29 protein-coding genes are annotated in these 23,281 nt (G+C 71.5%); 10 read left to right on the top strand and 19 right to left on the bottom strand.

The window, feature by feature from the left end; all coding sequences use genetic code 11:
* The first annotated feature begins 89 nt into the window (after positions 1-89).
* The gene (locus tag ACIQVZ_RS04960; RefSeq protein WP_402447280.1) at positions 90-1,814 is read left to right on the top strand and encodes a 2-isopropylmalate synthase; all 1,725 of its coding nucleotides are present in this window, start codon (positions 90-92) and stop codon (positions 1,812-1,814) included.
* 65 nt (positions 1,815-1,879) lie between these two features.
* On the opposite strand, the gene ACIQVZ_RS04955 is transcribed toward ACIQVZ_RS04960, so the two are convergent.
* From ACIQVZ_RS04955 to ACIQVZ_RS04910, 10 genes are all read right to left on the bottom strand, one after another.
* Positions 1,880-2,659, bottom strand: coding sequence for a VOC family protein (locus ACIQVZ_RS04955; RefSeq protein WP_402447278.1), 780 nt, complete (start codon positions 2,657-2,659; stop codon positions 1,880-1,882).
* Positions 2,660-2,786: 127 nt separating this feature from the next.
* Positions 2,787-3,227 (bottom strand): hypothetical protein, encoded by a 441-nt coding sequence (locus tag ACIQVZ_RS04950; protein ID WP_350883012.1) that lies wholly within the window; start codon positions 3,225-3,227, stop codon positions 2,787-2,789.
* Positions 3,228-3,306: 79 nt separating this feature from the next.
* Entirely contained in the window at positions 3,307-3,588 is a 282-nt protein-coding gene (locus ACIQVZ_RS04945) for a DUF397 domain-containing protein (protein WP_402447276.1), read from the bottom strand.
* Positions 3,589-3,675: 87 nt separating this feature from the next.
* Positions 3,676-4,524, bottom strand: coding sequence for a helix-turn-helix domain-containing protein (locus tag ACIQVZ_RS04940; protein ID WP_402447275.1), 849 nt, complete (start codon positions 4,522-4,524; stop codon positions 3,676-3,678).
* Positions 4,525-4,555: 31 nt separating this feature from the next.
* Positions 4,556-5,080: a DUF6879 family protein gene (locus ACIQVZ_RS04935; protein ID WP_350883006.1), complete on the bottom strand. Its 525-nt coding sequence runs from the start codon at positions 5,078-5,080 to the stop codon at positions 4,556-4,558.
* Entirely contained in the window at positions 5,061-5,294 is a 234-nt protein-coding gene (locus ACIQVZ_RS04930; RefSeq protein WP_350883004.1) for a hypothetical protein, read from the bottom strand. Before ACIQVZ_RS04930 ends, ACIQVZ_RS04935 begins: the two co-directional genes overlap by 20 nt.
* Before the next feature lie 105 nt (positions 5,295-5,399).
* Positions 5,400-6,548, bottom strand: coding sequence for an epoxide hydrolase family protein (locus ACIQVZ_RS04925; protein WP_402447383.1), 1,149 nt, complete (start codon positions 6,546-6,548; stop codon positions 5,400-5,402).
* A gap of 56 nt (positions 6,549-6,604) precedes the next feature.
* Positions 6,605-7,189: a TetR/AcrR family transcriptional regulator gene (locus tag ACIQVZ_RS04920; protein ID WP_402447273.1), complete on the bottom strand. Its 585-nt coding sequence runs from the start codon at positions 7,187-7,189 to the stop codon at positions 6,605-6,607.
* Positions 7,190-7,286: 97 nt separating this feature from the next.
* Positions 7,287-7,724, bottom strand: a complete 438-nt coding sequence (locus tag ACIQVZ_RS04915) for a GNAT family N-acetyltransferase (protein WP_402447271.1) — start codon at positions 7,722-7,724, stop codon at positions 7,287-7,289.
* A gap of 80 nt (positions 7,725-7,804) precedes the next feature.
* Positions 7,805-8,191, bottom strand: coding sequence for a nuclear transport factor 2 family protein (locus ACIQVZ_RS04910; RefSeq protein ID WP_402447270.1), 387 nt, complete (start codon positions 8,189-8,191; stop codon positions 7,805-7,807).
* A gap of 156 nt (positions 8,192-8,347) precedes the next feature.
* Here ACIQVZ_RS04910 and ACIQVZ_RS04905 point away from each other — a divergent pair, with 156 nt between their 5' ends.
* A complete protein-coding gene (locus tag ACIQVZ_RS04905) occupies positions 8,348-9,973 on the top strand; it encodes a TIGR03086 family metal-binding protein (protein WP_402447269.1) in 1,626 nt (541 codons plus the stop codon).
* Positions 9,974-10,111: 138 nt separating this feature from the next.
* Complete coding sequence (locus ACIQVZ_RS04900; protein ID WP_402447267.1) at positions 10,112-10,615, top strand: DUF3592 domain-containing protein; 504 nt, start codon at positions 10,112-10,114, stop codon at positions 10,613-10,615.
* Positions 10,616-10,641: 26 nt separating this feature from the next.
* On the opposite strand, the gene ACIQVZ_RS04895 is transcribed toward ACIQVZ_RS04900, so the two are convergent.
* From ACIQVZ_RS04895 to ACIQVZ_RS04885, 3 genes are all read right to left on the bottom strand, one after another.
* Positions 10,642-10,875, bottom strand: a complete 234-nt coding sequence (locus ACIQVZ_RS04895; protein ID WP_402447265.1) for a DUF397 domain-containing protein — start codon at positions 10,873-10,875, stop codon at positions 10,642-10,644.
* A 92-nt stretch (positions 10,876-10,967) separates the two neighbouring features.
* Positions 10,968-11,156 carry a DUF397 domain-containing protein gene (locus ACIQVZ_RS04890; RefSeq protein WP_350882990.1) on the bottom strand — a complete coding sequence of 63 codons (189 nt, stop codon included), beginning with the start codon at positions 11,154-11,156 and terminating at the stop codon, positions 10,968-10,970.
* A complete protein-coding gene (locus tag ACIQVZ_RS04885; protein ID WP_402447264.1) occupies positions 11,153-12,034 on the bottom strand; it encodes a Scr1 family TA system antitoxin-like transcriptional regulator in 882 nt (293 codons plus the stop codon). Before ACIQVZ_RS04885 ends, ACIQVZ_RS04890 begins: the two co-directional genes overlap by 4 nt.
* A gap of 119 nt (positions 12,035-12,153) precedes the next feature.
* Here ACIQVZ_RS04885 and ACIQVZ_RS04880 point away from each other — a divergent pair, with 119 nt between their 5' ends.
* From ACIQVZ_RS04880 to ACIQVZ_RS04870, 3 genes are all read left to right on the top strand, one after another.
* Complete coding sequence (locus ACIQVZ_RS04880; protein WP_350882986.1) at positions 12,154-12,615, top strand: ATP-binding protein; 462 nt, start codon at positions 12,154-12,156, stop codon at positions 12,613-12,615.
* 266 nt (positions 12,616-12,881) lie between these two features.
* The gene (locus ACIQVZ_RS04875) at positions 12,882-13,313 is read left to right on the top strand and encodes an Rrf2 family transcriptional regulator (RefSeq protein ID WP_350887032.1); all 432 of its coding nucleotides are present in this window, start codon (positions 12,882-12,884) and stop codon (positions 13,311-13,313) included.
* Positions 13,314-13,397: 84 nt separating this feature from the next.
* Positions 13,398-14,135, top strand: a complete 738-nt coding sequence (locus ACIQVZ_RS04870; protein ID WP_402447263.1) for an SDR family NAD(P)-dependent oxidoreductase — start codon at positions 13,398-13,400, stop codon at positions 14,133-14,135.
* 548 nt (positions 14,136-14,683) lie between these two features.
* Here the strand turns inward: ACIQVZ_RS04870 and ACIQVZ_RS04865 are convergent.
* The gene (locus ACIQVZ_RS04865) at positions 14,684-15,049 is read right to left on the bottom strand and encodes a hypothetical protein (protein ID WP_350887027.1); all 366 of its coding nucleotides are present in this window, start codon (positions 15,047-15,049) and stop codon (positions 14,684-14,686) included.
* Positions 15,050-15,190: 141 nt separating this feature from the next.
* Between ACIQVZ_RS04865 and ACIQVZ_RS04860 the strand changes: the two genes are divergently transcribed.
* From ACIQVZ_RS04860 to ACIQVZ_RS04850, 3 genes are read left to right on the top strand one after another with little or no spacing between them, the layout of a single operon-like run.
* Entirely contained in the window at positions 15,191-15,550 is a 360-nt protein-coding gene (locus ACIQVZ_RS04860) for a hypothetical protein (RefSeq protein ID WP_350887025.1), read from the top strand.
* On the top strand, positions 15,547-16,569 hold the full coding sequence (locus ACIQVZ_RS04855; protein ID WP_402447261.1) for a hypothetical protein: 1,023 nt from the start codon (positions 15,547-15,549) through the stop codon (positions 16,567-16,569). Before ACIQVZ_RS04860 ends, ACIQVZ_RS04855 begins: the two co-directional genes overlap by 4 nt.
* Positions 16,566-16,955 carry a roadblock/LC7 domain-containing protein gene (locus tag ACIQVZ_RS04850; protein ID WP_063350516.1) on the top strand — a complete coding sequence of 130 codons (390 nt, stop codon included), beginning with the start codon at positions 16,566-16,568 and terminating at the stop codon, positions 16,953-16,955. Before ACIQVZ_RS04855 ends, ACIQVZ_RS04850 begins: the two co-directional genes overlap by 4 nt.
* A gap of 90 nt (positions 16,956-17,045) precedes the next feature.
* Here ACIQVZ_RS04850 and ACIQVZ_RS04845 read toward each other — a convergent pair whose 3' ends face one another.
* From ACIQVZ_RS04845 to ACIQVZ_RS04835, 3 genes are all read right to left on the bottom strand, one after another.
* Complete coding sequence (locus ACIQVZ_RS04845; protein ID WP_402447381.1) at positions 17,046-18,152, bottom strand: serine hydrolase domain-containing protein; 1,107 nt, start codon at positions 18,150-18,152, stop codon at positions 17,046-17,048.
* Between the two features lie 347 nt (positions 18,153-18,499).
* Entirely contained in the window at positions 18,500-19,444 is a 945-nt protein-coding gene (locus ACIQVZ_RS04840; RefSeq protein ID WP_402447260.1) for a hypothetical protein, read from the bottom strand.
* Complete coding sequence (locus ACIQVZ_RS04835) at positions 19,441-19,974, bottom strand: SigE family RNA polymerase sigma factor (protein ID WP_363579599.1); 534 nt, start codon at positions 19,972-19,974, stop codon at positions 19,441-19,443. Before ACIQVZ_RS04835 ends, ACIQVZ_RS04840 begins: the two co-directional genes overlap by 4 nt.
* Positions 19,975-20,078: 104 nt before the next feature.
* Here ACIQVZ_RS04835 and ACIQVZ_RS04830 point away from each other — a divergent pair, with 104 nt between their 5' ends.
* Complete coding sequence (locus tag ACIQVZ_RS04830) at positions 20,079-20,840, top strand: alpha/beta fold hydrolase (protein WP_350887013.1); 762 nt, start codon at positions 20,079-20,081, stop codon at positions 20,838-20,840.
* Between the two features lie 62 nt (positions 20,841-20,902).
* On the opposite strand, the gene ACIQVZ_RS04825 is transcribed toward ACIQVZ_RS04830, so the two are convergent.
* Both ACIQVZ_RS04825 and ACIQVZ_RS04820 read right to left on the bottom strand, forming a co-directional pair.
* Positions 20,903-21,433: a MarR family winged helix-turn-helix transcriptional regulator gene (locus ACIQVZ_RS04825; protein ID WP_402447259.1), complete on the bottom strand. Its 531-nt coding sequence runs from the start codon at positions 21,431-21,433 to the stop codon at positions 20,903-20,905.
* A complete protein-coding gene (locus ACIQVZ_RS04820) occupies positions 21,430-23,169 on the bottom strand; it encodes an MFS transporter (protein WP_402447258.1) in 1,740 nt (579 codons plus the stop codon). The genes ACIQVZ_RS04825 and ACIQVZ_RS04820 overlap by 4 nt, the downstream gene beginning before the upstream one ends.
* Positions 23,170-23,281 lie beyond the last annotated feature (112 nt).

The raw sequence follows: 23,281 nt of genomic DNA, 5'->3' as shown, positions 1-23,281 counted from the left end.
TTGGTGGCCGCAGCGGGGCGTGACCGGACCGGCACCCCGCTGCGGGGCGCCGTCCTGCCGGTCCACCGGTACCTCCGTAAGGACTCATCATGCGATTCCCGACCCTGCGTACCCCCGCCGGCCCCGTCCCGGTCACCGCCCCCGCCTGGAACCCGCAGCGCCCGGGTGCCATGCCCTCCCACCGCTACCGGCCCGCCCACGAGCGCGTGCACGTCCCCGCACTGATGCGGCGCTGGCCCGGCCGACGGATCAACCACGCCCCGCTGTGGGTCCCCGTCGACCTGCGCGACGGCAACCAGGCCCTGGCCGAACCCATGGACCCGGCACGCAAACAGCGGATGTTCGACCTGCTCCTGGCCATGGGCTTCAAGGAGATCGAGGTCGGCTACCCCTCCGCCAGCCGCACCGACTTCGACTTCGTCCGGCAACTGGCCACCGTGCCCGGCGCGGTGCCCGAGGACGTCACCGTCGTCGTCTTCACGGCGGCGCGCGCCGACCTGATCGACCGCACCTTCGAGGCCGTCCAAGGCCTGCCCCGCGTCGTCGTCCACCTCTACACCGCCACCGCCCCGCTCTGGCGCGAGGTCGTCCTCGGGCGTGACCGGCACGAACTGCGGGCCCTGATCACCGAGGCCGCCACCCACCTGGCACGGCGGGCCGACGGCCGGCCCGGGGTGCGCTTCCAGTTCTCGCCCGAGGTGTTCAACCTGACCGAACCGGACTACGTCCTGGAGGTCTGCAACGGACTCACCGAACTGTGGGACGCCAGCCCCGACCGGCCCGTCGTCCACAACCTGCCCGCCACCGTCGAGATCGCCACCCCCAACGTCTACGCCGACCAGATCGAGTACCTGCACCGGCACCTGGAGCGCCGCGAGTCGGTGATCCTCTCCGTCCACCCGCACAACGACCGGGGGACGGGCGTCGCCTGCGCCGAACTGGCCGTGCTGGCCGGCGCGCAGCGGGTGGAGGGGTGCCTGTTCGGCAACGGCGAGCGGACGGGCAACGTCGACCTGGTGACGCTGGCCCTCAACCTGCACACCCAGGGCGTCGACCCGATGCTCGACTTCTCCGACCTCGACGAGATCCGCCGCACCGTCGAGCACTGCAACCGGCTGCCCGTGCACGAGCGCCACCCCTACGCGGGGGACCTGGTGCACACCGCCTTCTCCGGCACCCACCAGGACGCCATCAAAAAGGGCTTCGCCCACCACGCCAAGGTGGCGGCCGAGTCCGGCGTCCCGGCGCACGAGGCGCCCTGGTCGGTGCCGTACCTGCCGATCGACCCGGCCGACCTCGGCCGCGACTACGAGGCGGTCATCCGGGTCAACAGCCAGTCCGGCAAGGGCGGCATCGCCTACCTGCTCCAGACCGGGCACGGGCTGGAACTGCCGAGGCGGCTCCAGATCGAGTTCTCCCGGGTCGTGCAGGAGGCCACCGACGACAGCGGGCGGGAGGTGACGGCGGAGGAACTGTACGGGCTCTTCCGCGCGGAGTACCTGGACGCGGCGCCGGACTGGCCGTGGCAGGCCGGCGACGACTGGGCGGAGGTGGACGGCCGGCGCGGCGAGGGCGCCGGGCCGCTCGACGCGGTGGCCGACGCGCTGCGGGTCGACATCCTGCACTTCAGCGAGCACGCCGTCGGGGCGGGTGCGGGTGCGGGTGCGGGTGCGGGCTCCGGTACCGACGCCGTCGCCTACGTCGAGGCCCGGGTCGGGGGACAGGTGGTGTGGGGCGCCGGGCGGGACGGCTCGGTGCTCGCGGCAGGCGTCCGGGCGGTGCTCAGCGCCGTCGGCCGCGCGCAGCGGGGGTGACCCGTACGGACGGGAGTTGTACGGAGACGGCCCACCGCGACACCGTGCGCGGTGGGCCGCGCCGCCTACATCGGTTTCGGTGCGATCACCGCGAACGGCGCGCCCTGCGGGTCGGTCACCACCGACATCCGGCCCGCCACCATGTCGAACGGCGGGGCGAGGACGGTGCCGCCGTGCTTGACCAGGGCGTCCACGGTGGAGTCGACGTCGTCCACCGCGAAGTACGTCAGCCAGTGCGCGGGCGTGCCGGGCGGGTCGTTGGCGAGCAGCGAGACCCCGCCGACGGCCCGGCCGCCGACCCGCAGCTCCCAGTACTGCTCGGCGCCCTGCGCCGGTTCGATCTCGATGCCGAACGCCTCGCCGTAGAAGGCGGTGGCGCCGGGCACGTCGCTGGTGTGCAGCTCGTTCCAGATCAGCGCGCCGCTCTCGTTGACGACCCGGGCGCCGGAGAACTCGCCCGGCTGCCAGACGCCGAACACCGCGCCCTGCGGGTCGGCGGCGATCAGCATCCTGCCGAGCTCGCCGACGTCCATCGCCGGCACCAGCAGGGTGCCGCCCGCGCCGACGATCGCGTCCTGGGTGGCCTGGGCGTCGGTGGTGGACAGGTAGCTGGTCCACACGGTCGGCGGGGTGGGCATCCCCTCCGGCGCCATCGCCGGTCCGATCCCGGCCGACGGCTTGCCGTTCAGCTCGCAGACCGCGTACCCGCCGAACTCGGCCGGGCCGACCCGCCCCTGCCAGCCGAACAGGTCGCGGTAGAAGTCCAGTGCCGCCTGCTGGTCCTGCGCCATCAGATCGACCCAGCACGGGGTGCCGGTCGGGTACGGAGTGGTGACTTCGGGCATTCTCGCTCCTTCAGGTGAGGTCCTGCGTCGGTCACCCTCTCGTCGCGGACCGTACGCCGCCACTCGACACGCTGTCACGACCCGCCGGGCGGCCGGTGACGAGCCGCTCAGCGCCGGTCAGCGCCGGTCACCGCCGTCGAAGCGGGCAGGGCGGGGGAGTTTCGGAGGTGGGGCCGAACGTCCGGGGGCACGCCACGGCGGCGACCGACCGGAGCTGCCGGCCGGATGTCCAGTACGTCCACACCACGTCGTGCGGGAACGTGTCGAGGAACGCCGAGGCGTGATCCAGCCGGGTGGCCGAGGGAAGGTCGTCCTCCGGGGCGGGGGAGTCGGCGAGCTGCTTGCCCAGCCAGTCGAGGGCTTCGGTGGGGTCGTTGGTGGTGAGCCTGATCTGTGCTGCCGACTTGGCGAGCCAGTGCATGACCTCCAACGGCGGTACGGGGCTGCCCCATTCGGGCCGTACACCGTTCTGCGGTTCCGGCGGCCGCCGCTCGGCGTCGTCGGGCCGCTTGCCGCCCGCCCACGCGTAGCAGTGCCAGTGGAGGCCGGGCCTGTTCCAGTGATCCATGAGCGCCCTACCCTGGGTGTGAGGCGGGCCCCGCTCCCAGTTGCGTTGGGAACGGGGCCCGCTGGTGCGAGGTGGCGCGTCAGGCGGAGGTGGTGAAGCGGTCCGGGTCGATCCCGGCGGAGCTCAACTCCACGGTGGTGAAGCGCAGTTCTCGCCCCGGAGCCTTGGTGTCACCCATCACCCACAAACCGCCGGCCACCCCCGGCACCTCCCGCAGGGTCACGCACGACTCCCCGTCGTCACCCCCACCCTGGTTTCCGCCACACGCCTTGTAGGCGGCGAGTCCGGCCGGGATCTCGATCTCGTACAGGTCGCTCACTGCACTGCCTTCCTGTTCGATGCTGAAGAGGGCGACCCTCATCCTGTGTTGGCTGATGAGGCGCCATCGGGTCGACAGTAAGAAGCCGTGAGTGCCACGGTCCACGAAGTTGCACTCGGTTGCACCGGTTCACCCGAGGGAGTTGACGGCCCTGGTGATGCATGCGCGTGCTGCCGCACCCCGATCGGCGAGCTTCGCCAGCTCGGCGAACGCCTTGTGGTAGGTGCCGATTTCGCTCGGTGTCGAGATGTTGATCTCCGCCGTCAAGGTTTCCACGGCGACCAGGTCTTCATCGAAGGCGTAGAACGCTTCAAGTGGCCAGACCGAACGACGCACGCCGAAGGGGATGACTCCGAAGGATACGTTCGGCTGTGCCATCACCGACAGGAGGTGCCCGAGCTGGCCGGCCATCGCGGCATCGTCGGCCACTCGGTAGTACAGGACCGATTCCTCGACCAGAATCGCGAACCGCTGCCCTGCGTTGCGGATGACGCTTGATCGATCGATCCTCGCCTGGACGGCTTGGTCGACGTCGTCAGGTGTCCCCTGGAAGTCCGTGATGGAGTGCAAAAGCCCGGATGCGTATTCGGCGGTTTGCAGCATCCCCGGTACGACATTGGACGCGTAGACGCGGAAGTGTCGGGTTCGCCGATATAGCGGAACCGTCTTTTCGTGGATCTTCCGCATGCCGTCACGGTGGATCTGCTGCCACTGTATGTACATGGAATCAGCGGAACGCGAGGCGGCGATGAGGTCTGCCGCCTGGTCATCGACGCCACAGGCGGCACACCATGCGCGGATGTCGGCGTCCGACGGCGGAGTCACGCCTCGCGCAATCCGAGATGACTTTGATTTATGCCATCCACAACGAGCGGCCAGCTCGTCCCCTGTGAGCCCGGCGTCCTTCTTCATCGCGTCCAGGCGCGCGGCTATCGCCGCGCGCGCGGACTTCGCGCTGGAGAGCGGGTTGGAGGACATGAACTAGTCGATCGGATTCCTGTGCGGGCAGCTAGACGGAGAACTTCTCGTGCGGGATCCCGGACTCCCAGACCGCTTCGAAAGCCGAAGCGCACAGTGCTACCACCGCGGCGTCTTCCGTCTGATCCGTGTCGACCCATCGGCCGGCGCCATCGAAAATGTTGAACTGAACGAGCCGACCGTCAAAGATCCAGCAGTCATTGCCGGGAAGAGCGATTCCGGACGCGCTGCGCCTGGGGAGCCAGCGGATGTCTTCACCGGCGGCAATGTTGGTGAAAGTGCCGGAGTGCTCGAAGCGGATGTACTCGCTCACCGGCTCCGAGACCACACGGGCGCGCCGAATCGCGACGCCTCGGCCGGTGACTTCCTGTACCAGATCGAGCCAAGGCCGCCACCAGGACTCGCGATTGTCGGGATCGAGCCTCTTCCCGTGGTGCCACGCGGCGAACCCCTCGGCTTCGTTCTCCACCGAGTACCAGTCTCGCATCTCAAGGTGCAGCGCGGAATGACGTGCGGATTTGATCAGATCGGCGAAGTTAGAGAGCGTCTGTGCCACCAATGGCCTCCCTGAGAAGTGGAATCATGCGCCGGGGCAGCCGGATGACGGTCTCGTGCTCGGGAATCGGGCCGGCCTTCAGGCACTCGACTTCCGTCGCCTCGTCCGCTTTCCAACCCTGAATCACCAGCTCTGCCCGTTCCTCGTCCACCCATACGGAGGGACACCCGTGGTCTCCGGACTCGGGGTCCTTGCCGACGAACCGCAGCTTCATAACCGCCTCCGCTGTCGAGTCAGTTGCGCCCAGTTGCAACGACCCTGGGGCCCGTCCGGGTGTGGAGTCAAGGGCGCATCGGGGCGCAGTGGAGGCGGACGCAACTCAGACCCCGCTCCAACCATCCGCCAGGGTGCGGAAGAAGGTCCGGATGTCGGCCACCAGCAACTCGGGCTGTTCGAGGGCGGCGAAGTGGCCGCCGTGGTCGAACTCTGTCCAGTGCACGATGTTGTCGATGCGCTCGGCGAAGGCGCGGACCGGCAGGGTGATGTCGTGGGGGAAGACGGCCATGCCGGTGGGGACGGTGGAGGGGGTGGCCTCGGTCCAGCCGTTGCGGGCCGACTCCTTGTACAGCCGCGCGGAGGAGCCGGCGGTGGCGGTCAGCCAGTACAGCATCACGTTGGTGAGGAGGTGGTCCCGGGGCACGGCACCTTCGGGAACGCCGCCGCCGCAGTCCGTCCATTCGCGGAACTTCTCGACGATCCAGGCGAGTTGGCCGACCGGTGAGTCGGTGAGCGCGTAGCCGACGGTGTGCGGGCGGGTGGCTTGGACGGCGGTGTAGCCGGAGGTTTCGGCCTGGTGGCGGGCCCAGGTGTCGAGCCGTTCGCGGTCGAGGGCGTCGAGGACGGCCGGGTCGCCGGTGGGGAAGGTGGGGGAGGTGTTGACGTGCACGCCGATGACCCGGGTGGGGGCGGCGAGGCCGAGTTCGCGGGAGATGCCGGAGCCCCAGTCGCCGCCCTGGGCGCCGTAGCGCGGGTAGCCGAGGCGGTCCATGAGTTCGGCCCAGGCGCGGGCCACGCGCCGGTAGTCCCAGTCGAGTTGGCTGGTCGGTCCGGAGAAGCCGTAGCCGGGGATGGAGGGCGCGACCACGTGGAAGGCGTCGCGCGGGTCGCCGCCGTGGGCGCGGGGGTCGGTGAGCGGGCCCAGGATGTCCAGGAATTCGGCCACCGAGCCGGGCCAGCCGTGCGTGATGATCAGCGGGGTGGCGTCGGGTTCGGGTGAACGGACATGCAGGAAGTGCACGTTGGCGCCGTCGATGGTGGTGGTGTACTGCGGGAAGGTGTTGAGCCTGGCTTCGTGCGCGCGCCAGTCGTAGCCGGTCCGCCAGTACTCGGCCAGGTCCTGGAGGTAGGGGAGCGGGACGCCGTAGTCCCAGCCGGTGCCGGGCAGTGAGTCGGGCCAGCGGGTGCGGGCGAGGCGGTCGCGCAGGTCGTCGAGCTGATGCTGCTCGATGGCGACGCGGTAGGGGTGGATGGCGGTTTCGGCGGTGATGGCGGGGGCCTTTCGCGGTGCTGCGGGCAGGGTGCGGGTCAGGTCGGCAGGAGGTGGGCGAGCAGGGCCGCTTCCAGGTCGCGCAGCGGGAAGGACGGGTCCTCGGCGGCGAGGGTGAGGCCGCCGCGGATGCCGGCGAGGAGGAGCAGGCGGGCGGCGGCGGGGTCGGGGACGCGGCAGGCCGCCAGGGCTTCGTCCAGGGCCTGGAAGAGGTCGGCGGAGGCGAGGTCGGCGCCCGCGGCGACCAGGACGGCCCGGGCCTCGGGGTCGGCGAGGAGGGCGGAGACGGCCCGGCTCTCCTCGACCTCCTCGGGGGCGGCGTCCAGGCCGAGCAGGGCGGAGCGGACCAGGAGCCGCAGGGTGGCGGCGGGGCTGTCGGCGGGCTGGGCGGCCAGCGCGGCGCGGGTGCGTTCGCGCCAGCCGTCGGCGATGTCGACCAGCAGGCCGTCCTTGCTGTTGAAGTAGCGGGAGGGCAGTCCGTCGGCGACGCCGGCCCGGGTGGCGACTTGGCGCAGGGTCGTGGCGCGGTAGCCCTGTTCGGCCATGAGCAGGACGGCGGCGCGCCGGATCTTGGCGCGGGTCGCTTCGCGGACGGCCGCCGAGGCCTCAGGCGTGCGGGGCATGGGGGTGTCCGATTTTTGGTTGAACCATTGTTCAATATAAACACGTGAGGGCGGCCCGAGTCACGCGGGGCGGGGTCCGGGGTGTCGGTGGCAGCCGTCAGCCCAGTTCGTAGCGGATGATCTCGTCGGTGGCGGTGGTCACGACGAAGCCGGTCTTCGTCAGGACCCTTCCCGAGGCGGGGTTGCCGACGCGGTGCTCGGCAGTGACCCGGGGGGTGCGGTGGTGGATGAGGAACCGGCGCACCGCCGTGGTGGCGTAGCCGTGGCCCCAGGCGTCCTCGCGCAGGATGTAGCTGAGGCTGCCCGTGTGGCCGGTGATGCGGAGTCGGACGATGCCGATCAGGTCGTCGTGGACGTCGATGCCGAGGACGCGTGCGGTGCGCGGCCGCTGCGCGTCGGCCTCCCGGGCTTCGCGTACGTAGTCGTGGGCCTGGGCGGCGGTCATCCGGCCGAACCACATGTCGGCGACCGACCTGCCGCTGTAGATGCGGCGGACGGCGCGGGCGTCGGCCGGCCGCAGCTCGCGCAGGTGCACCCTTCCTCCAAGTCGTGGCGCCGGTCCGGGGCTTCCCCTGTCGAAGGGGAAGCCGACGGGAAGCCCCGGACCTGGGCGGCTCAGGCGAAGATGAGGCGGAAGATCTGGTTGTAGATGAAGAAGCCGCCGGGCTGGCCGGGGATCGGCTGCAGGTTGAACGTCTCGGCGAATGACAGGGGCTTGTCGAAGGCGTTGTCGACGGCGAGGCTGCCCGTGACGGTGACCAGAACGCCGCCGCCCGGCGCGGGCTGTGCGTCGGTGCTGTTCACCTTGTGCTTGACGGTGGCCAGTTCGGGCTTCGTCAGCTGCGCGAGGATGTTCTGCGGCCCCTGGAACTGCTGGCTTTCCCACGTGAGCATCGACTCGGGCCGGTAGAGGCTGGCGAGGCTCGGGCGCCCCGCGATGCCGGAGTCGAAGGTGGTGTAGTAGTGGGACACGAACGAGTTGGCAATGGCGTTGAAGTCCATGCGCGGAACGTACCAGTCCGCTCACAACGGGTGGCTGCTGTTTGACGGAACTGCCACCGGGGTGACCGGATCCCCTTATCCTGTCGGGCTCCTGACGAGCCCGGTGCCCGTGCCCGTCTTGACTCTCCCACCGTGGGAGAGTCGACAGTGGGGCGCATGCACGTCGATGAGGTCGATGAAGCGGTGCTGTTGAGCATCGGAGAGGTCGCGCGCAGGACCGGGCTGTCGGTGAAGCTCATCCGGCACTGGTCCGACACCGGGGTGGTGCCGCCGGTCCGGCGGACCGCTGCCGGGTACCGCCGCTACGACCTCGCGTCCCTGGGCCGTCTGGAACTGGCCCGGACCCTGCGGGATCTCGGGCTGGACCTGGCGGCGATCCGTGACGTCCTCGACCGCGGGCACACCCTGACGAGGGTGGCGGCGGCACACGTCGACGCGCTGGAGGTGCGCATCCGCCTGCTGCGCACGCAGCAGGCGGTGTTGCGCTCCGTCGCCCGCCGGACCACCACTGCCGAAGGACTCGCCTTCATGACCCGAACCGCCCGCATGTCCGCCGCCGAACGCCGCTCGCTCATCCACGAGTTCGTGACCGGAACGCTCGCGGAGCTGGACGTGCCGACCTACCGCCGGGAGCAGCTGGCCGCCGTCGTCGACCTGCCCGAGGACCCCACGGACGAGCAGGTCGACGCCTGGATCGAACTGAGCGAGCTGGTGGCCGGCCCGGAGCTGCGCGCGGGGATGCGCCGGCTGGCCGAGTACTCCGCCCGGCACGCGCCCGGCGAGCACGACGAGAGCGTGCTTCGGGCGATGCGGCAGCTGGCCGAGGACTGGAACCGTCGGGTGGCCGCCGCGATGCGGGAGGGGATCGCCCCGGACTCGCCGGCGGCCGACTCCGTGGTCGCCGCCGTCGTCACGGCCTGGATCCCCACCCCCGCGAACACCGGCGGTGCCGCGGGCGCCGCCGCAGACGCCGACGAGGGCGCCGCCGGGGCGACGGACAGCGACGGCGCGCCCGCCCGGCGCAGGCTGCTGGAACAGCTGACCGCGGCGTCCGAGCCCAGTGTCGAGCGGTACTGGCAGCTCCTGTGCGTCCTCAACGGCCGGCCCGTGGCACCCGGCGTGGCGGACACCGGGGCCTGGCTGAAGACCGCGCTTCGCGCCAACCCCGCTCCGGGCGCGCGGGCCGGCGAACTCGCCGCTCTGTACGGGGCCGACGCCGACGCCTGGCGGCCCGGTGGCGTGCTCGACGCCTGCGAGCGGGTCCAGAACGCCGTGGCGGAGCTGCTGCGCGAGGTCCACCCGGACCAGTTCGACCTGCCGACCCCGTGCGCCGGCTGGGACATCCGCACCCTGATCGACCACATCGTCTGGGAGAACCTGTTGTGGGGCGGCCTGGCCCGGGGCTTCCCCCGCACCGACGTCGGCGCCGACCATCTCGGGGACGACCACGTCGGGGCGTTCCGCACCGCCGCGCGCGACGCGCTGACCGCGTTCCGCCGCCCGGGAATGCTCGACCGGCGATTCGGCCCGGCACCCGGTCGACGGCTCGTCGAGCAACTCGTCATCGAACTGCTGCTCCACGGCTGGGACTTGGCCGCCGCACTCGGGCGACCGCGCGACTTCCTGCCGGACCTCGCCGAACTCGCCCTGCCGGTGGTGCGGGAGATCTACGACTCCCTGCCGAGGACCCCGGGAGGCTCCTTCGCCCCGCCCCGGCCCGTCCCCTCTGCCGCACCCGCGCTCGACCACCTGGCGGGCTACCTCGGCCGCACCGTCACCTGACGCCGCCCGCCGCTCCACGAGGCCCCAGGGCTGCGAGCGCCCTGCTGCCGGCGGCCAGTGTTCCGGCGCACCGCCGGTGTCAGCGGGTGCGGCTACCGTGAGCGCAGGTGGGCAGTCGGGCTGATACCGGGGGGGCCGATGGAGAACGCGCCGGACCACGGCCGGACCGTGCGGAACGGTTCGCTCGCCATGATCGGCCTGGGGGTCCTGCTGTGCGTCCTCACCCTGGTCTACCTGATACCGCACGACATGGGGGTGACGTCGGCTCTCCGCAGTCGTGGCGTGCACACCCCGGCGGTCGTCACCGAATGCACCGAAGTGAGCGGGCCGCAGGACAACCCGGCGGGCAACGCACACTGCCGGGTGCGGTTCACGACGCCCGAGGGGAGATCCGTCGAGACCCAACTCGCCTACGTCACCGACACCGTCAAGGCCCGCGACACCGTGACGGTGGTGTACGACCCCCGGCACACCGACATCGCCGCCCTTGCTTCGAGCATCGGTTTCTGGAACTCACTGGGCCGGAACGCGCTCGATGTGGTCGCACTGGTCGCGTCCGTCGTCATGACCCTGCTGGGCCTCGCGGTTCACCTCGCGTACCGCCGGCTCACCCGGGCACGCAGACGGCCCACCGCTCTTTAGGCGGCGAGCCGCTGAGAGGCAGTCGATCAGGCCTCGGAGGTGGCGGCGAAGGCGACGAACGCCTGCCAGGCGGCGGGGGTGAAGGTGTGGTGGGGGCCGGAGGCGTCCTTGGAGTCGCGGACGAGAACGGCCTCGGTCGTCTCGGCGACCTCGACGCACTCGTTGCCGCTGTAGCTGCTCTTGAACCAGGCGATCTCGATGCAGGCGCCGCCCTCATTGCCACTGTGGCTGCTCTTGAACCAGATGAGTTCGCTGCTCACTGCTCCCCCTGAGTATGGGACGGCACCGTCAGCTTGACGGTACGCCAACGGCCCGCCGCCCGGTAGGCGGTGGGCCGTTGGGAGGACGTTGATCAGACCTCGGCGGTCGCGGCGAATGCCACGAACGCCTGCCAGGTGGCTGGCTCGAAGGCCAGCTGCGGGCCGCTCTTGTCCTTGGAGTCGCGCACGTGGACGACAGTGGGCGTCTCGGCGACCTCGACGCATTGACCGCCTTCGTTGCTGCTGTAGCTGCTCTTGATCCACGCCAGCTTCGCGTTCATCGTTCTCCCAGCATCTTCTCGATCAAGGCCAAGGACTCCCTCAGGTTGAGCGACTGCCCCCTGAGAGCGCCGTATCGTGCGTTCATGATACGGACTTCTTCCTGGTCCGTGATCAGGCGACTACTCTGCTGCGCCTCGATGTACCCGTTCTGCGGCCGCCCCTTGGGGGTGATCAAAGTGAATGGGCCACCGAGTCCCGGATGCTCGCTTCTGTCGAGGGGCATGACGTGAATGGCCATGCCTCTCATCTGTCCGATCGTCAGCAGTTTGTGCAGCTGCTCCTCATGAACGTCCCAGCCACCCAGGGGGCGCTGCAGAACGCTCTCCTCAATGACCCAGCTGAGGATCGCGCGCGGCCACCGGGTCAGGATCTCCTGCCGAGCCATTCGGGCGGCTACTCGCTCCTCAATCACCTCTTCGGTCAGTAGCGGCTGCCGCATGCCGAAGAGGGCCCGAGCGTGCGCCTCGGTCTGTAGCAATCCAGGGATGAGCAGGGTGCTGTACTCGTGAATCTCAATGGCTAGCGGCTCCAGGCCTACGTAGCCCCTGAACCAGGCGGGGTGCCGCAAGCGAGCCTTGGCCCGCGCGCTCATGACGTCGTCTTTTGTGATGGCCAACACGCCACCGGCGTTGAGGAGTTTGTCCACCGCCACCAGCAGCTCCGGTTGCGGGGTGCGTTTCCCGCGCTCCACCGCGCCGATCAAGTGCTCTCCGTAGCCGACGTGTTCGCCGAGCTCCTTCTGGGTCATCCCGGCCCGCTCGCGGAAGAGCTTGATCTGCTTCCCGATGGCGCGGAAGAAGTCCGAGACCTCTCCCAGGTCCTCCGGCAGTTCCGTGCGAATGTCGTCGTTCGACTCGATGTTGCGTCCTGCGCCCATCGCGACCACCCCGTTAGTGATTCGGTCACACGAACAAAAGCTGTCCGCACCCGGACAGGCACTCTCCGTACTCCCCGGATGCATGGTCAGCGTACGTCCGCGCCGTCACGCTTTTTTCCATGACGACCGACATCCCCCTCGACAGGCCCCGCCGTCACACCATCACCCTCGCCGCCACCCCCAAGGGAGCCGCCATCTGCCGGCGCATCGCCAGACGTCAACTCACGACCTGGGGGCTGAACTTGTCCCACACCGAGCCGTACTACTCGGCTCTCCTGATCGTCGCGGAGCTCGCCGCCAACGCGACGACCCATGGCCGCGTTCCGGGGCGCGGCTTCGAGTTTCACCTCTGCCTCACCACCACCGTGCGCCGGGGCACTACCTTGCGCATCGAGATCTCGGACTGCCGGGGCGACCGCTTCCCCGCCCTGCCCGCCGTCCTGGCTCCCAACTCCCAGTCCGGGCGCGGCCTCACCCTCATCGACGCCCTCGCCGACCGCTGGGGCAGCATCCCCCGCCACCCCAACGCCAAGACCGTCTGGGCCGAACTCGACCTCCCCATCACCCCCGATGCGTCCTGAACCCCGCCATAGTCCGGGCAGCGCGACGCTCTGCACCCTCCTTCCGTTCGTCCTCCTGCTCGCGCTCCTCGCCTGGATCCACCCCCTCACCGCCCACCACCCTTCGAACCGCCACCCCCGTCCCGTCGCCACCTCCGCCCCAGCCACCCCGTAGAGCAAGCGGAGTGGGAAGTCGGCCCCGCCGACTTCCCACTCGACTCCGCCGGGGCTTGCCGCCAGTCGATGTAACTATTACGGTTACGTCATGGAGAGAAGCGAGGGGCGGCATGAGCGCGAACAGTAGGTTGACCGTCGCCGCCCACGCCCTGACCTGGATCGGGCTGTACCAGCGTCGTGGCCACGAGGTCGCCACGTCCGAGCAGATCGCGACGAGCGTCAACACCAACCCCGTGGTGATCCGCCGCCTGCTGGCCCAGCTACGCAAGGCGGGCCTGGTCGACTCGCGGCGGGGCGCCGGGGCCGGCTGGACGCTGTCCCGGGACCTGTCGGCGATCACCCTGCTCGACGTCTACGAGGCGGTGGAGCCCGGGCCGATCTTCGCCCTGCACCCCGCCACGCCCGACCCCGAGTGCGTCGTGGGCCACGGCATCGCCCCGGTGATGGCCGCCGTCTACGACGGGATCGAGGCCACCCTCCGCCGCGAACTGGCGGGCACCACGCTGGAGGACGTGCTGCGCGACGTACTGAAAGCCGCCTAGCCTCGGCCGTGGCAGTGCTTCCTGGGCCGGTTTTTGCGCCCAAAAATGTAACAAGAATAGTTACGTCAAGATTCGGAGCATCTCATGGGACAGCTGGACAACAAGACCGCCCTCGTCACCGGCGCCTCCACCGGCATCGGCCTGGCCATCGCCCGCCGCTTCGCCGCCGAGGGGGCGACCGTCTACCTCACCGGCCGCCGCGAGGCCGAGCTGGCGGCCGCCGTCGAGCAGGTCGGCAGCCGGGGCATCGGCGTCCGGGGGGACGTGTCGAAGCTCGACGACCTCGACCGGCTTTTCGCCGGGATCACCGAGCGCAGCGGCCGGCTCGACGTCGTCGTGGCCAACGCCGGCCTCGGGGACTTCGGCCCGCTCGGCGAGATCACCGAGGAGGAGTACGACCGCACGACCTCCGTGAACCTCAAGGGCACGGTCTTCACCGTGCAGAAGGCGCTCCCGCTGCTGTCGGCCGGCGCCTCGGTGATCCTGCTCTCCTCCAGCGCGGCCCTGCGCGGCGTCCCGGGTCTGGGCGTCTACGCCGCCACCAAGGCCGCGATCCGCAGCCTCGCCCGCACCTGGGCCACCGAACTCGCCGGCCGGGGCATCCGGGTCAACGCCCTCACCCCGGGCCCGGTCGCGACCCCCGGCGCCGACGAGCTGCGGGCCGCGTCCCCCCAGGTCGATCAGGCCGTCGCCACGACCCCGCTCGGCCGCGTCGGCCGACCCGAGGAGGTCGCCGCCACCGCTCTCTACCTGGCCGGGGACCAGAGCTCCTTCACCACCGGCGCGGAACTGTTCGTCGACGGCGGCGCCACGCAGCTCTAGAACCGACGCCGTTCGGTCAGGGCGGGGCCGGGTGCTGTCGGGGTCGGCTGTGAGCATGTCGCCGATGAGCAAAGCTGTCGAAGGCCGACTGAACGGCGTTGGCGCCAGACGTCGGCGGTACCCATCGGGCTCCCCGGCTTCCCCTGCCGTCCGGCGCGGCGGCTCGGCGGCGCGCCTTCGTGCCGCGCGGGGTGCGGTCGAGCCGATTCCGCGGCACCGCCGAAACGTCGGCGCTCCGGCGGTTCGACCACGGTATTCCGGCGCTCCGGCGCCGGCCGGAACAGCCGGGGCGAATATGACGCCCAGTCATCGGAAAGTCACGCATTTCCGTGGTCGGCGCGCACCCGCGATATTCGCGGCCCGTTTCCCACGGACGGATCTCCGTAGTCGGTTCGTCACGCCCCGCATTTGTTCCACCCGGAATTCCATGCGCGAAGCGCGGCCCGCGCGGGCCCTCCGGGCAGTCCTTCGGGCAGTCCTTCGGGCAGGGCTTCCGGGCGGGCCTTCCGGACGGGGCGCGGACACCCGGGCAGTCGGCCCGGCCCCGGCTAGACGTCGAGAGCGGCCTCGATGCGCTTGAGGCCGTGCCGGGCGAGCGCGAGGTTGGCGCGCGAGCGGTCCAGCGCCAGGTAGAGGAAGAGCGAGCCGTGACTGCGGGTCAGCGGGCGGATCAGGTGGTACTGGGTGCCGAGGGTGATCAGGATGTCCTCGATGACATCGTCGATCGACAGCGCGGCCAAGGCGCGTATCTTCGCACGAACGACCTCGGTGTTGGCGGCGGCCGCAATCTCCAGGTCGAGCTGCTGCCCCCCGCCGAGGTGCCCGAGTGACATGCCGCTCTCGTAGTCGGCCACGGCCACTCCGATGGCCCCCTCGATGGCCATCGCGTCCTTGAGTGCGTCGTCAATATTCATGCGCTGTTCGTCCTTTGCGTGACTTCCGGGCAGAACTCCCGTGTGCGGGAACAAAATAGCAAGAAGCCACCGGTTGTGGTCGCCTCGTGAAAATGATGGAATAAAGTACGCTACCGGGGTTCAGAACGTGAAGGGGTACTGGTGCGCGCACTCGAGGCTTCCCTCTCCGATGTGCTTGGCTCCCCCGGAGTGGTCGGTGCCGCGCTCGTCGACGCCGTCACAGGTCTCAGCTACCAGTCCGCCGGGGACCACCGGCTGCTCGGGACCGGGGCCGAACTCGCCGAGCTGACCAACCTGATCGGCGAGCGGCTGTACGAGGCAGGGGCGGAGAGCGAGTTGGAGAGCCTGGTGGTCACCAGCACCCGCCATCACCAGGTCGTCCAGGTGCTGTCCCGGAAGGGCGACCCCCTGCTGCTGGCCACCGTGCTGGACCGGGAGCGGACCAACCTGGCGCTGGCCGTCCGCCAGACCGCCGACCGCGCGCAGGACTTGCTGGCATGACCGACCCGTCCCACGACACGGCGCCGCCCGCCATGCCCGCGGCTCCCACGACGCCGGCTCCACCCACCGCGCGCAACGTGCCCGCGCTGCTGCTCGCGCTGCGCCGGACGGAGTTCACCGGCTCGGTCACCGTCTCCAGCGCACCGGGCGGCACGATCCACCTGGAGCAGGGTCTGGTCACCGCGATCGAGACCCCCGGGGCCCCGACCGCCGAGACCCTGCTGCTGAAGTCCCGGCGCGTCGGCGAGGAGGAGTGGGCGTCCGCCGAGACGGCCGCGTCCGTCGGCCGGCCGGCCGACGCTCCCCCGACCTGGGGCGGCGACCTCGGCGCGGCCCTGGTGGCTCAGGGGTCGATCGGCGCCGCCGAGCTCGAAGCCGTCTGCGCCGCCGCCGCCTTCGACGGGGCCTTCGCCCTGGTGCTGAGCCCGCCCGGCAGTTGGGAGACGGCCGAGGCGGCGCCGCCTGCCAGGATCGCGCTGCGCCCGGGCCTCGAGCCGGAGCGGCTCTTCGAGGAGACCGCCCGGCGGACGGCCCTGCTGACCCGCCTCTGGGGACCGCCCGGCGAACTGGCCCGTATCCGGATCCGTCCTGCTGCCCGGGCCGAATCCGGCGCGCTGCGGATCCCGGTCCGCTACCGGGAGATCCTGGCCGCCGCCACCGGCCGCCGCACCGCGCGCGACCTGGGCTTCACCCTGGGACGCGGTGTGTTCGCGGTGCTCCTCGACGTGGTACGGATGGACGCCCGGCACCTGCTCCACCGGGAACCGGCGCACCCGGTTCCCCTGGCGCCGAGCGTGGCCCCGCGCATGCCGACGAGCGAACCGCCGCCGGCCGACACCGGGCCGCTGCCGCGCCGCGTCCGCAGCGGACGCGGCGCGGGTGGTCCGGGCCGCCCCGGCGGCCTGCCCGCCCGATCCGAGGGAGCGGCGGCCGCTTCCGACGGTCCACCGAACGCACACCGCGCCGAGCACACCGCGCGTACCGAGACGACCGAGCAGAGCGAGAAGAGCGCACCATGAGCAGCCAGACACCGACCGCCGTGCTGGTCGACGAGTTGAAGTCCCTCCGCGACCGGGTCATGGGCATCTCGGAGAGTGTCATCTCCACCACCGACGGCCTGTTGGTGGCCGCCGACACGGCCGCCGTCCACCCCGAGTCGGCCGCCGCCCTGTCGGCCGCCATGCTCGGCCTCGGCCGGCGCACCGCGGCCGAGGTCGGCGTGGGCGGCCTGCGCGACGTGGTCACCCGCTGCAACAGCGGCTACGTCGTGGTGCTGGCGATCGGGGAGCAGGCGCTGCTGATGATCCTGGGAGACGAGGGCCTCGACGTCGCCGGCCTGCACCGCGAGTCGCCCGCCACGGTCCGCCGCCTGAGCGAGCTGCTCGGGATGGTCCCCGCGGTCTAGTGCCGCGTCAGGCAAGAGAAGGCGCCCGTCCCGATCAGAGGGAGTGGGAAGTCGGACCCGCCGACTTTCCACTCCCTCGGCGGACTTCGGTCAGCGGCACAGGGCCGTGTCCACGACGTTCTCGACGTGCTCCGAGCCGGCGGCGTCCGGCGGGACGGTGGTCACCGCGATGTTGACGGCGCGGCCGTCGTCCGTCGCCCCGCCCCGGGTCTCGTAGCCGGGGATGTCGCCGCCGTGGCCCCAGTAGACGCCGCCGCAGGACAGCGGTCGGCTGATGAGCCCCAGGCCGTAGGCGGCGCCGGTGTCGCCGATGGGGACGGTGGTGCGCATCTGGGCGAGCTGGGCCGGTTGCAGGAGGCGGCCGCCGAGGAGGGCGGTGAAGAACTGGTTGACGTCGGAGTTGGTGGAGATCATCTGGCCCGCCGCCCCGCCCGCGGAGGGGTCCAGCTCGGTGAAGTCGATCAGGTGCCCGTCGGTCGCGTCCTTGAGGTAACCGTGGGGGTGGGCCTCGCGGATGGTCCGGTCGCCCTGGGCGGGGTAGTAGGTGTGCCGCAGGCCGAGGGGCTTGATGATGCGCTGGTCGATCTGCTCGGAGATGGGGCGGCCGGTGACCTTCTGGACGACCAGGCCGGCCAGCACGTAGTTGGTGCTGCTGTACTTGAAGCCCGCCCCCGGGGCGAAGTCGGCCTTGTGCTGGAAGGCGATGTCCAGCAGGTCGCGCGGCTCGAAGTACCGGTGCTGGAGGGAGGGTTCGTCGATGTAGCCCTCGTAGTCCGGGAGCCCGCTGGTGTGCTGGAGGAGCTGGCGGACCGTGATGTGGCGCCCGTCGATGCCGTCGCCGCGGACCAGGCCGGGGAGGTAGGACTCGACGGGCTCGTCGAGCCCGATCTTCCCCTCGCCGACCAGTTGCAGCACGACCACCGCAGTGAACGTCTTGGTGTTGCTGCCGATCCGCACCTGGCCGTCGACCGGCACCTTCGCGCGGGTGGTGACGTCGCCGACCCCCGCGGTGTAGGTGCGGGTGCGGCCGTCACGGCCCTGGACACTGGCCAGCGCGGCGGGCAGGCCGTCGTCACGGACCAGCGCGTTCAGCCCCTGCTGGACGGTGTCCGGGCGGGGGGCGGCGGCCGCCGTGGACGGTGCCAGGGCGGTGCCCGCGGTCAGGGCGCCGACGGCCACCGCGGCGGCCGCCGCCACGACGACCCCGCGCCGACCGTCCTGGGGGCGCCGGGAGGAAAGCCGGGACGAACGCCAGGAAGAAGGCCGGGAGGAAAGCGGCTGCCACATCTGCTCACGCACGAGTCAACTCCGGTGCAATCAAGGGGAGGCCGGAAAGCCTCCCCGGGTGTGATCGCCAGCCTGCTCGGGCGGCTCGTCGATGGCCTCCCCCGGCCGGGGGAGCACTTTCTCCCACGTTTCCGCGATGCGCGCCGACGGCCCCGCGCGCCGACGCGGGGCCGGCCCGACGGGGGTGCGGGCCGGCCCCGCGGGCCTGGTCGGGCGGTCGTGGCCGGCTGGTCGTGTTCAGCCGGTCGCGGTGACCGCTACTCGGTCAGCATCTTCTCGCCGGCGTCCGGCAGCTTGGCGCCCTTCTTGTCGAAGAACTGCCACGACGTCACCTTCTTGCCCGGCTGCTCGGGGACCACCAGCCGCTGGTACGGGGAGTCCCCGACGGCCTTCAGCCACGGCTCCATGACCGTGCCGTCCGACCAGGTCACCAGGACCTTGCCGACGTCCGGGCCGAGGGCCATCACGGCGAGCTTGATCGGGAGCGGGCCCGGGGTACCGGCCTTGTCCCGGGCGCCGAGCAGGCCGCCGCTGAACGTGTCGGCCATCCCCGTGGGGACGTGGCCCGGCGCCGGGTAGCTGCCCGCGGTGTCGTACGGCTGGCGTACCCCGTCCAGGGTGACGTAGTCGTTCACGACGTCCTCGGTGGGCTGCCAGTACTGCTGGATGAACGCCTCCGTCGGCTTGTCGAGCGAGGAGTCGACGGCGTGGCGCTCCTCCCAGACGGCCACGGCCTGCTCGTACGCCCGCTCCTTCGGGGCGACCGGCCAGAGCGCCGTCCAGAGCTTCCACGTCTTGCCGTCGGGGGTGTTGCCCTGGGCCAGCGTCACCCGGAGCGGGGTGAACGGATCCCGCTCGGCCGTCGCCGATCCGGACGGCTGGGCGGCCGGACCGCCCCCGGTGCCGCCGCCGGGACCGCCGTTGGCCGGGACGAGCGACTGGGTGCCGCTGCTCGCGGGGGAGCTGTGCAGACCCGCCATCGTCCCGCCGCCCAGCACCACCACCGAGGCCAGCGCGAGCGCGCCGACCACCGACCGGCGACGGCGCCGGATCCGGCGGCCGCCCGCCATGATGTCCGCCATCGGCGCCGGGCCGACCTTGGCCCCGGCCGCCACCTCCGCCAGGCCGAGCCCGACCCACACGTCGCCGTCGTCGCCCGCCGCGCCCATGCCGACCGTCCCGCCGTTGCCGCCCGCGCTCATACCGCGCCTCCGATGCTCGTCATGCCCTTGATTTCCTTCAGCGCTGCGGCCCCCCGCAGTCTCGCGATCCCCTTGGCCGCGTGGCTGCGCACGGCTCCGGCCGAGCAGCCCATCGCCTCGGCGGCCTGGCTGTCGCTCAGGTCCTCCCAGTACCGCAGCACCACGGCCTCGCGCTGGCGGGCCGGCAGGGCGGCCAGCGCCGTCATCAGCGCGCCGCGCTGGTCGGAGCGGGCGTAGCAGTCCTCCGCTCCGGCCTCGTCCGGCACCGCGTACACCAGCAGCTCCGGCGCGCGGCGGCGCCAGCGACGGGCGTGTTCGTTCACCAGGATCCGCCGCACGTAGCTGTGCGGATCGCCGGCCCGTCGGACCTTCGCCCAGGCCGCGCAGGCCTTCTCCGCCGCGGACTGCACCAGGTCCTCGGCCGCGTACTGCTCCCCGGCCAGCAGGTACGCCGTCCGCAGCAGCCGTGGCCAGGCCCCGACGATGAACGCCTGGAACTCCTCGTCCCGGTCGGTCTTCGTGCCTCCCATGAGCACCTCCTCACCCACCTAGAGCCCGGAAGCGGCCCAAAGCGCTTACTCCCGCTGTCGCCGAACCGGTTGGCGTCCCCCAGGGGCGTCGATACGATCCGCGGATGATCCTCTCCCATGACGTATCTCATGACCTGCCGGGGAACCGCCCCACCCTGGTGCTGCTGCACTCGTCCGTGTGCGACCGGAGGATGTGGGACCCGCAGTGGCAGGGGCTGGTCGACGCGGGCTACCGGGTGATCCGGGGCGACTTCCGGGGCTTCGGCGACACGCCTCCGGCCGACGCCCCGTACAGCGACGCGCAGGACGTGCTGGCGCTCCTCGACCACCTGGGCGTCGAGAGCGCCGCGCTGATCGGCGCCTCGTACGGGGGGAAGATCGCCATGGACGTGGCGGCGCTGCGCCCCGGGGCCGTCACCGCGCTGGTCCTGCTCTGCTCCGGGGCGTCCGGGCACGTCGCCGGTGACGCCCTGATGGCCTTCGCCGCGCGGGAGCGGGAACTCCTCGCGACCGGGGACGTCGAGGGCGCCGTCGAGCTCAACGTCGAGAGCTGGCTGGGCCCGGAGGCGGGCGACGAGGCCCGCGAACTCGTCCGCCGGATGCAGCGGCGCGCCTTCGAGGTGCAGGCGGACGCCGGGATCGGCCCCACCGACGACGAGGCGGACCTCTCCCGGATCGCGGCGCCCTGCCTGGTCGTGACCGGCGGCCACGACCTGGACGACTTCCGGCGGATCGCCGACTCCGTGGCGGCGCGGATCCCCGGCGCCCGCCGGCTCGAACTGCCCTGGGCCGGGCACTTCCCCGGCCTGGAGCGCCCCGAGGAGACCTTCGAGCTGCTCACCGGATTCCTCCGCGAGACGGCGTAGGCGCCCCGAGGGGCGCTGCCTCGGTCGGCGGAGCCGCGCCGGCAGGGGAGGGGCGGGTAGGGTCAGGGCGGGCCGGGGCAGGCCGCGTCGGGATCGTCCAGCAGCAGCTCCAACAGTGGTACGGCTTCCTCCAGTTGACGGCACTGCTGCGGGGAGAGCCGCGTGCTGCGGCGGGCCAGCAGGGCGGAGCGCTCCCGGCGGATCCGGGTGATCGCCGCCAGGCCGGCCGGAGTGAGTTCGAGCAACTGGGAGCGGCCGTCCAGCGGGTCGGGGGTCTTGGCGATCAGGCCCTCGGCGGTCAGCGGGGCGATCGTACGGAGCACGGACGGCACGGCCACCCCCTCCCGCGCGGCGAGTTCGCCGAGCCGCAGCGGGCCGTGCACCTCCACCCGGGCCAGGGCGGAGAGTTGGGCGACGGTGAGGTCCTGGCCGCCGGAGGCGCGGGCCATCTGCCGGTTGAGCCGGCCGATCGCCAGGCGCAGCCGGACGAGGGCCTCGGCGGAGAGACCGGCCCCGGCCGCGCCGCGGCTCCCGGCCTCGGCGTCGGGGTCGTTCACGGAGTCGGCGTCGGTCGCGGCATCGCGCCCGGTCATGGCCTGCGGGCCTTCCCGTGCGCTGCGGGCCGGCTCGCACCGGGCCGTTCGGCGGTCCCGGCCTCGCCCGGCCGGGGGCGGCGCGGCCCGGTCCGCCCGCGCACCAGCGAGGCCGCCGCGGCGACCAGTGACATGGCGATCGCCAGCCAGAACACCACGACCAGGCCGTCGTGGAAGGGGCCCGAGATCAGTTGCGGGAAGAACTCCCGGCCGGTCAGTGTCCGGGCGTCGGCCGCCGGGAGCATGCCGAGCACGTGCGGGCCCAGCAGTTGCTGGATCGGGTTGTACCCGAGGAACGCGGCGAAGAGCGTGCCGACCGGTGGCAGCGAGGCGATGGTGTGCGCGTCGGCGGCGGGCACGCCCTGCGCCGTCAGTCCGGCGGTGAGGGTGTGCGGCAGCGAGCCGGCCAGGCCGGCCACCATCAGCGAGAAGAAGACGCCGATCGAGAGCACCATGCCGGCGTTCTGGAAGGTGGCCCGCATGCCGGAGGCGGCGCCGCGGGCCTCGGCGGGCACGCTCGACATGATCAGCGAGGTGTTGGGGGCCGCGAACAGCCCGCCGCCCAGGCCGTTGAGGAACACCAGGACGGCGAACCACGGGTAGCCGAAGTCGGTGGGCAGGAGCAGCAGTCCGGCGAAGGACAGGGCCATCACCACCAGCCCGCCGGAGGCGAACAGCCGGGCCCCGGCCCGGTCGGAGAGGTAGCCCGAGACCGGCCCGGCGGCCAGGAAGCCGACGGTCAGCGGGACGAGGTAGATGCCCGCCCACAGCGGGGTGTCGGCGTAGTCGTAGCCGTGCAGCGGCAGCCAGATGCCCTGGAGCCAGATGATCAGCATGAACTGGAGGCCGCCGCGGGCGATCGAGCCCAGCAGGGTGGCCGCGTTGCCGCCGGCGAAGACCGGGTCGCGGAACAGCGCCAGTGGGAACATCGGCTCGGCGACCCTGGACTCGACCACGCAGAAGGCGATGAGCAGCGCCACGCCGCCGACCAGCCCGCCCAGCACCCAGGGGCTGGTCCAGCCCATGGTGTGGCCGCCGTAGGGCTGGATGCCGTAGGTGATCGCGGCGAGCAGGGCGGTCAGGCCGACGGCGAAGGTGACGTTGCCCCACCAGTCGATCCGGGCGGGCCGCCGTACGCCGGTCTCGCGCAGCGACCGGTAGGCCCAGACCGTGCCGAGGATGCCGATCGGCACGTTGACCCAGAAGATCGACCGCCAGTTCCACTCGGCCAGCAGCCCGCCCAGCACCAGGCCGATGAAGGAGCCGGCGATGCCCGCGACGATGTTCACCCCCAGCGCCATGCCGCGCCGGTGGGCGGGGAACGCGTCGGTGATGATCGCGGCCGAGTTGGCCATCAGCATCGAGCCGCCGATCGCCTGCACCACCCGCCAGCCGATCAACCACAGCGCGCCCGGCCCGCCGTGCAGCGGGTCGAGCGAGAGGGCCACCGAGGTGAGGGTGAAGATCAGGAAGCCGGCGTTGTAGATCCGCACCCGGCCGTGGATGTCGCCCAGTCTGCCGAGGGTGACCACCAGGACGGCGGTGACCAGCATGTAGCCCATCAGCATCCACAACAGGTAGCTGACGTTGCCGGGTTGGAGCGGGTCCAGGCCGATGCCGTTGAAGATCGCGGGGAGGGAGATCAGGACGATCGAGGCGTTGATGGTGGCGATCAGGGTGCCGAGCGTGGTGTTGGAGAGGGCGACCCACTTGTACCGCGGATGGTCCGCCGCCACGGCCCCGTGGACCGTGTGGGCGCGCCTGCCCCTGCCGTTGTTCGGGATCTTCGTCGCCACCGCTGCCCCCAGGTGAGTGGCAGGCCGGGGGCCGCCAGTCGGAGAGTACTTC

Source organism: Kitasatospora sp. NPDC098663 (genome assembly GCF_044760075.1).
In the GTDB taxonomy this organism is placed as follows: domain Bacteria; phylum Actinomycetota; class Actinomycetes; order Streptomycetales; family Streptomycetaceae; genus Kitasatospora.
Note: the sequence above shows the minus strand (reverse complement) of the source record. Positions and strands in the feature narration are given on the sequence as shown.

Excerpts from the sequence above, each read along its gene's own strand:
- ACIQVZ_RS04825 (WP_402447259.1), bottom strand. The coding sequence starts at position 21,433 with ATGACCGGGCGCGATGCCGCGACCGACGCCGACTCCGTGAACGACCCC.
- ACIQVZ_RS04900 (WP_402447267.1), top strand. The coding sequence starts at position 10,112 with ATGGAGAACGCGCCGGACCACGGCCGGACCGTGCGGAACGGTTCGCTC.
- ACIQVZ_RS04850 (WP_063350516.1), top strand. The coding sequence starts at position 16,566 with ATGAGCAGCCAGACACCGACCGCCGTGCTGGTCGACGAGTTGAAGTCC.
- ACIQVZ_RS04920 (WP_402447273.1), bottom strand. The coding sequence starts at position 7,189 with ATGCCCCGCACGCCTGAGGCCTCGGCGGCCGTCCGCGAAGCGACCCGC.
- ACIQVZ_RS04830 (WP_350887013.1), top strand. The coding sequence starts at position 20,079 with ATGATCCTCTCCCATGACGTATCTCATGACCTGCCGGGGAACCGCCCC.
- ACIQVZ_RS04960 (WP_402447280.1), top strand. The coding sequence starts at position 90 with ATGCGATTCCCGACCCTGCGTACCCCCGCCGGCCCCGTCCCGGTCACC.
- ACIQVZ_RS04910 (WP_402447270.1), bottom strand. The coding sequence starts at position 8,191 with ATGGACTTCAACGCCATTGCCAACTCGTTCGTGTCCCACTACTACACC.
- ACIQVZ_RS04880 (WP_350882986.1), top strand. The coding sequence starts at position 12,154 with ATGACGACCGACATCCCCCTCGACAGGCCCCGCCGTCACACCATCACC.
- ACIQVZ_RS04950 (WP_350883012.1), bottom strand. The coding sequence starts at position 3,227 with ATGGATCACTGGAACAGGCCCGGCCTCCACTGGCACTGCTACGCGTGG.
- ACIQVZ_RS04875 (WP_350887032.1), top strand. The coding sequence starts at position 12,882 with ATGAGCGCGAACAGTAGGTTGACCGTCGCCGCCCACGCCCTGACCTGG.
- ACIQVZ_RS04945 (WP_402447276.1), bottom strand. The coding sequence starts at position 3,588 with ATGAGGGTCGCCCTCTTCAGCATCGAACAGGAAGGCAGTGCAGTGAGC.
- ACIQVZ_RS04930 (WP_350883004.1), bottom strand. The coding sequence starts at position 5,294 with ATGAAGCTGCGGTTCGTCGGCAAGGACCCCGAGTCCGGAGACCACGGG.
- ACIQVZ_RS04840 (WP_402447260.1), bottom strand. The coding sequence starts at position 19,444 with ATGAGCGCGGGCGGCAACGGCGGGACGGTCGGCATGGGCGCGGCGGGC.
- ACIQVZ_RS04905 (WP_402447269.1), top strand. The coding sequence starts at position 8,348 with ATGCACGTCGATGAGGTCGATGAAGCGGTGCTGTTGAGCATCGGAGAG.
- ACIQVZ_RS04955 (WP_402447278.1), bottom strand. The coding sequence starts at position 2,659 with ATGCCCGAAGTCACCACTCCGTACCCGACCGGCACCCCGTGCTGGGTC.
- ACIQVZ_RS04885 (WP_402447264.1), bottom strand. The coding sequence starts at position 12,034 with ATGGGCGCAGGACGCAACATCGAGTCGAACGACGACATTCGCACGGAA.
- ACIQVZ_RS04855 (WP_402447261.1), top strand. The coding sequence starts at position 15,547 with ATGACCGACCCGTCCCACGACACGGCGCCGCCCGCCATGCCCGCGGCT.
- ACIQVZ_RS04890 (WP_350882990.1), bottom strand. The coding sequence starts at position 11,156 with ATGAACGCGAAGCTGGCGTGGATCAAGAGCAGCTACAGCAGCAACGAA.
- ACIQVZ_RS04870 (WP_402447263.1), top strand. The coding sequence starts at position 13,398 with ATGGGACAGCTGGACAACAAGACCGCCCTCGTCACCGGCGCCTCCACC.
- ACIQVZ_RS04865 (WP_350887027.1), bottom strand. The coding sequence starts at position 15,049 with ATGAATATTGACGACGCACTCAAGGACGCGATGGCCATCGAGGGGGCC.
- ACIQVZ_RS04940 (WP_402447275.1), bottom strand. The coding sequence starts at position 4,524 with ATGTCCTCCAACCCGCTCTCCAGCGCGAAGTCCGCGCGCGCGGCGATA.
- ACIQVZ_RS04835 (WP_363579599.1), bottom strand. The coding sequence starts at position 19,974 with ATGGGAGGCACGAAGACCGACCGGGACGAGGAGTTCCAGGCGTTCATC.